The organism is Paenibacillus sp. P4_A7 (assembly GCF_056402455.1).
Map to the genome: position 1 here is coordinate 1 of NZ_JBFUHJ010000534.1, position 3,524 is coordinate 3,524.

The 3,524-nt window shown below is 39.4% G+C and carries 6 protein-coding genes; all 6 read right to left on the minus strand.

Annotated elements, in window-relative coordinates:
* Nucleotides 1–130: 130 nt before the first annotated feature.
* Nucleotides 131–664 (minus strand): NUDIX hydrolase, encoded by a 534-nt coding sequence (locus tag AC1DWN_RS30485; RefSeq protein WP_477562610.1) that lies wholly within the window; start codon nucleotides 662–664, stop codon nucleotides 131–133.
* A gap of 22 nt (nucleotides 665–686) precedes the next feature.
* A complete protein-coding gene (locus AC1DWN_RS30490; RefSeq protein WP_477562611.1) occupies nucleotides 687–1,193 on the minus strand; it encodes a GNAT family N-acetyltransferase in 507 nt (168 codons plus the stop codon).
* A 67-nt stretch (nucleotides 1,194–1,260) separates the two neighbouring features.
* Nucleotides 1,261–2,037, minus strand: a complete 777-nt coding sequence (fabI, locus tag AC1DWN_RS30495) for an enoyl-ACP reductase FabI (RefSeq protein ID WP_477562612.1) — start codon at nucleotides 2,035–2,037, stop codon at nucleotides 1,261–1,263.
* Nucleotides 2,038–2,066: 29 nt separating this feature from the next.
* Nucleotides 2,067–2,657, minus strand: a complete 591-nt coding sequence (locus AC1DWN_RS30500) for a DEAD/DEAH box helicase family protein (RefSeq protein ID WP_477562613.1) — start codon at nucleotides 2,655–2,657, stop codon at nucleotides 2,067–2,069.
* 33 nt (nucleotides 2,658–2,690) lie between these two features.
* Complete coding sequence (locus AC1DWN_RS30505) at nucleotides 2,691–3,197, minus strand: GNAT family N-acetyltransferase (RefSeq protein WP_477562614.1); 507 nt, start codon at nucleotides 3,195–3,197, stop codon at nucleotides 2,691–2,693.
* A gap of 63 nt (nucleotides 3,198–3,260) precedes the next feature.
* On the minus strand, nucleotides 3,261–3,524 hold a 264-nt coding region (locus tag AC1DWN_RS30510; RefSeq protein WP_477562615.1), incomplete at its 5' end, for an HAD family hydrolase.

Below are 3,524 nucleotides of genomic sequence, written 5' to 3' on the forward strand. Positions count from 1 at the left end.
TCGTTAAATGGTGCAATATCAAGTACACAGCTTATAAGCTCATCCTCAAAAACAACATTTACATCTACGAGCTGATTGGCAATCCTACATCCAAGGCAAGTATCCGTCTCCATAAAGTCAACAAGTCTCCTTAAACCACATAATACTTATTAAAGTATTGCTCACGCATTGTTTCGTTTGTTTCCATTGCAGATGGTATTTGTGTTGATTTGAAATTTAGCAATACACCCTTATCGTAGACACAGTGATACTCATAGCAATTGGAATCATAGAGCAGTGCTTCAAGAGTTTTTGGAATACTAAAAGCAACCCCTACATTGTTAGGATTCATGATCCAATCGATTTTTTTCCAATCCAGTATGCCTTCACTTGTCTTTATTGGCGTTATGTATTCAAAATCCTCAGGCATTTCCACAAAATACATATACATACCACCGAAGTTCGAACCATCACTAGTCCAAGTTGTAAACCCTTTGAATTGTACATTATAATCTTTAATGCTGGTCTCCTCATACAATTCTCGAATCATCGAATCTCGGGGAGACTCTGACTTCTCTATTTTACCGCCTACACCATTCCAGCATCCCATCCAGCTCGGTTTTTCTCGATTCAGTAATAAAATCTCTTGCCCTCGCCGGATAAAGCAAATATTATAAGTAATCATTTTCTGTTCTCCTGTGTCTTTATTAGAGGTCTTTAGTAAAAAACAAATTCAAATCATCATCCACACATACCATCGCTCCTGGAGCTACCGGCTCGTTATTATACATAACGCCGTTACCATCCAGAATATAACCCCTTCGGCAATAAATCCTTTGAGCATTTCCATAATCCTTATATAAACCAACACCGATCCCAATTCGGGCACAGGTCTTCGAAGCAATTGATTCAAAATGTTCGATTAATGTATTAGCAACGCCTTGTCTCTGGTAAGGGATAAACACATTCAAATCATTGATTTCAGGAATTTGTAGTTCATTAAAGTAAGGATAATCAGAGTTGTACTTCAGATGAGAACAACCAACAAGTATATCGTCGATATAAGCTAATAATGTCACACGTTTGCCAGTCTCGTTTTCCTTTAGGCAATTTGAATAATACTCATCAGGTCGATGAATTTGATGCTCGGCAAAAGCAGCTTTCCAATCATCAGCCAGCTGTTGCGAGGTTAACTGCTTAATGTCTATTTGCATTGGACTCTCCTTATATTCCGTGTTCTAAAAAAAAAGCCACCTATACGCATACAGGTGGTAATCATTCTTACAATGCTAAAATGTGATAACCAGCGTCCACATGAAGGGTTTCGCCTGTAATTCCTCTAGCTAGATTACTGAGTAAAAACATTGTCGCATCACCAACTTCATCCTGATCGATGTTCCTTCTTAGCGGTGCTCTATCTTCAATGGTTGACATAATATCATTAAAACCAGATACCCCTTTTGCCGCTAACGTACGAATCGGCCCTGCCGATACAGCATTAACTCTTATCCCGTGCTTTCCAAGGTCCTCGGCCAAATATTTGACGCTAGCTTCTAATGCTGCCTTCGCTACACCCATTACATTGTAGTTTTTCACTACTCGTTCTGCACCGATATAAGTTTGAGTTACAATGCTTCCACCGTCCGTCATTAATCGCTTCGCCTCTCGAGCAACAGCTACCAAAGAATATGAGCTCGCATTTTGAGCAATTAAGTAGCCTTCTCTCGTTGTATCCAAGTACTCACCCTGCAGCTCATCCTTGTCAGCGAAAGCAACGGAATGAACGAGACCATGGATCGTTTCCGTCGCAGCTTCAATCTCTTTAAAAGCAGCGATTACACTTTCATCATCTAATACATCACATGACACAGTCTGTAATGCCTCCATTTGATGATCTAGCAGCAATTTCTGCAGCTTTCCTAATGATCTTTCTTTGCGGTACGTAAAGATTAGCTTTGCACCTTGGCCATGAAGGGATTTGGCTACACCCCAGGCAATACTTCTTTCATTTGCGACACCCATTACGACGATTACTTTATTTTGCATGATGTTAGACATAGTTGTTCCTCCTAAAGATTTATAATCATTTAAAACCTAATTTGTTGAAATTGTGTTTTCACTCGGTCATATACTCTTCTTACTGCTCCGCGGTTGTCTGGAATTAAACTGATGCTCAATCTTTCCGCAATATACGCCACGTTGTCACTCACAGTCATATGCTCCGTATCGATATGATGCTGAAACGTTTCATCAGCCAATCCAGCCATACATCTATCAATCTGCTGGGCTGCCCACGATTGATTACCATCTCCGCGACTCTTTAATCTTTTCAGCAGCCGCTCCTTAGAAGCACATAGCGTAAAATGATTAATAAGGATGTTATCTTCACGAAGCTTGCCGGCAATTTCATTGAAATAATCCACATTTACAACAGTCATTGGAACAATTATAGTCCCTTTGTAATCATGATCAAGATGCTTCAACATGGAATAATTAAAGCTGCGCCACATCGGATAATGTTGGAAGTCACTTTTATGTATAGATTGAGGCATGTTCTTCTGAATAAAATAGCCAACATTTTCGGGATCATATACATAGGAGTTTTCTATTCTTCTGTTCAGCTCGAAGGCGGATTGTGTTTTCCCCGCTCCAAACGCACCATTTATCCATATTATCACTTCTAACACCTCTATGCGAAGTCTTGAGTAACTTTAATTCTTTTCATATAGATTCGCGCTAAAATGATCCCATTTCTTCCCTCTTACTAGTCGATAACCACGGCTCTGATAATATTGATTCAACCGAATATTGTCTGCCATACAATCCAGCCTTATCTTTTTCCTCTTCAGTCTGATCTGATTCTCTGCCCAATCCATGAGCAATTTACCAATCCCAGAACCTGTATGCTGTCTGCTCACARCAAATCGATGGATATAACCCGATTCCTGATCATTCAATTCATCCCAAACTAATGGATCAGTCCAGATAATTAAAAGAGTGCCTACAACCTCGCTGTCTAGTCTCGCAAGATAAATATTCGCCCCTTTTTCTAGCCATTCTGCTATTTGTTCTATTTTAAAATTATCCGGATTCCATTGCTTAATGCCCTTAGACTGCAGCCACTTCGCTGATTGTCGCCAAAGATCCAATATGATTGGTCCATCTTCAACAGAAGCGGGTTGTATATCCAGCACAATATTATCATCTACAGGTTTCATTTCATTCACTCCAATATTCAATCTTTACTCATACACTAACATAAATAACAGAATTCGTTTTTGCTAACCAAAAAGTTCTTTAACTAACTGATTTGGATGGTGCAGTTTTACAAAGTCGCTTTTGATATAGGTGTTAAACCATGTTGCATGATACACTCTCATACCGGCATCATGTGCGCCTCGCAGTTCATCAGAACCGCCATCGCCAACAAATACCACTTCTTTAGGCTGTACATCCAACTGTTTACATGCTAATAAATAGATTTGTATATCTGGCTTTGCTAGACCTACATCGTATGAAAAAATAACATTATCAAAGTATAACGC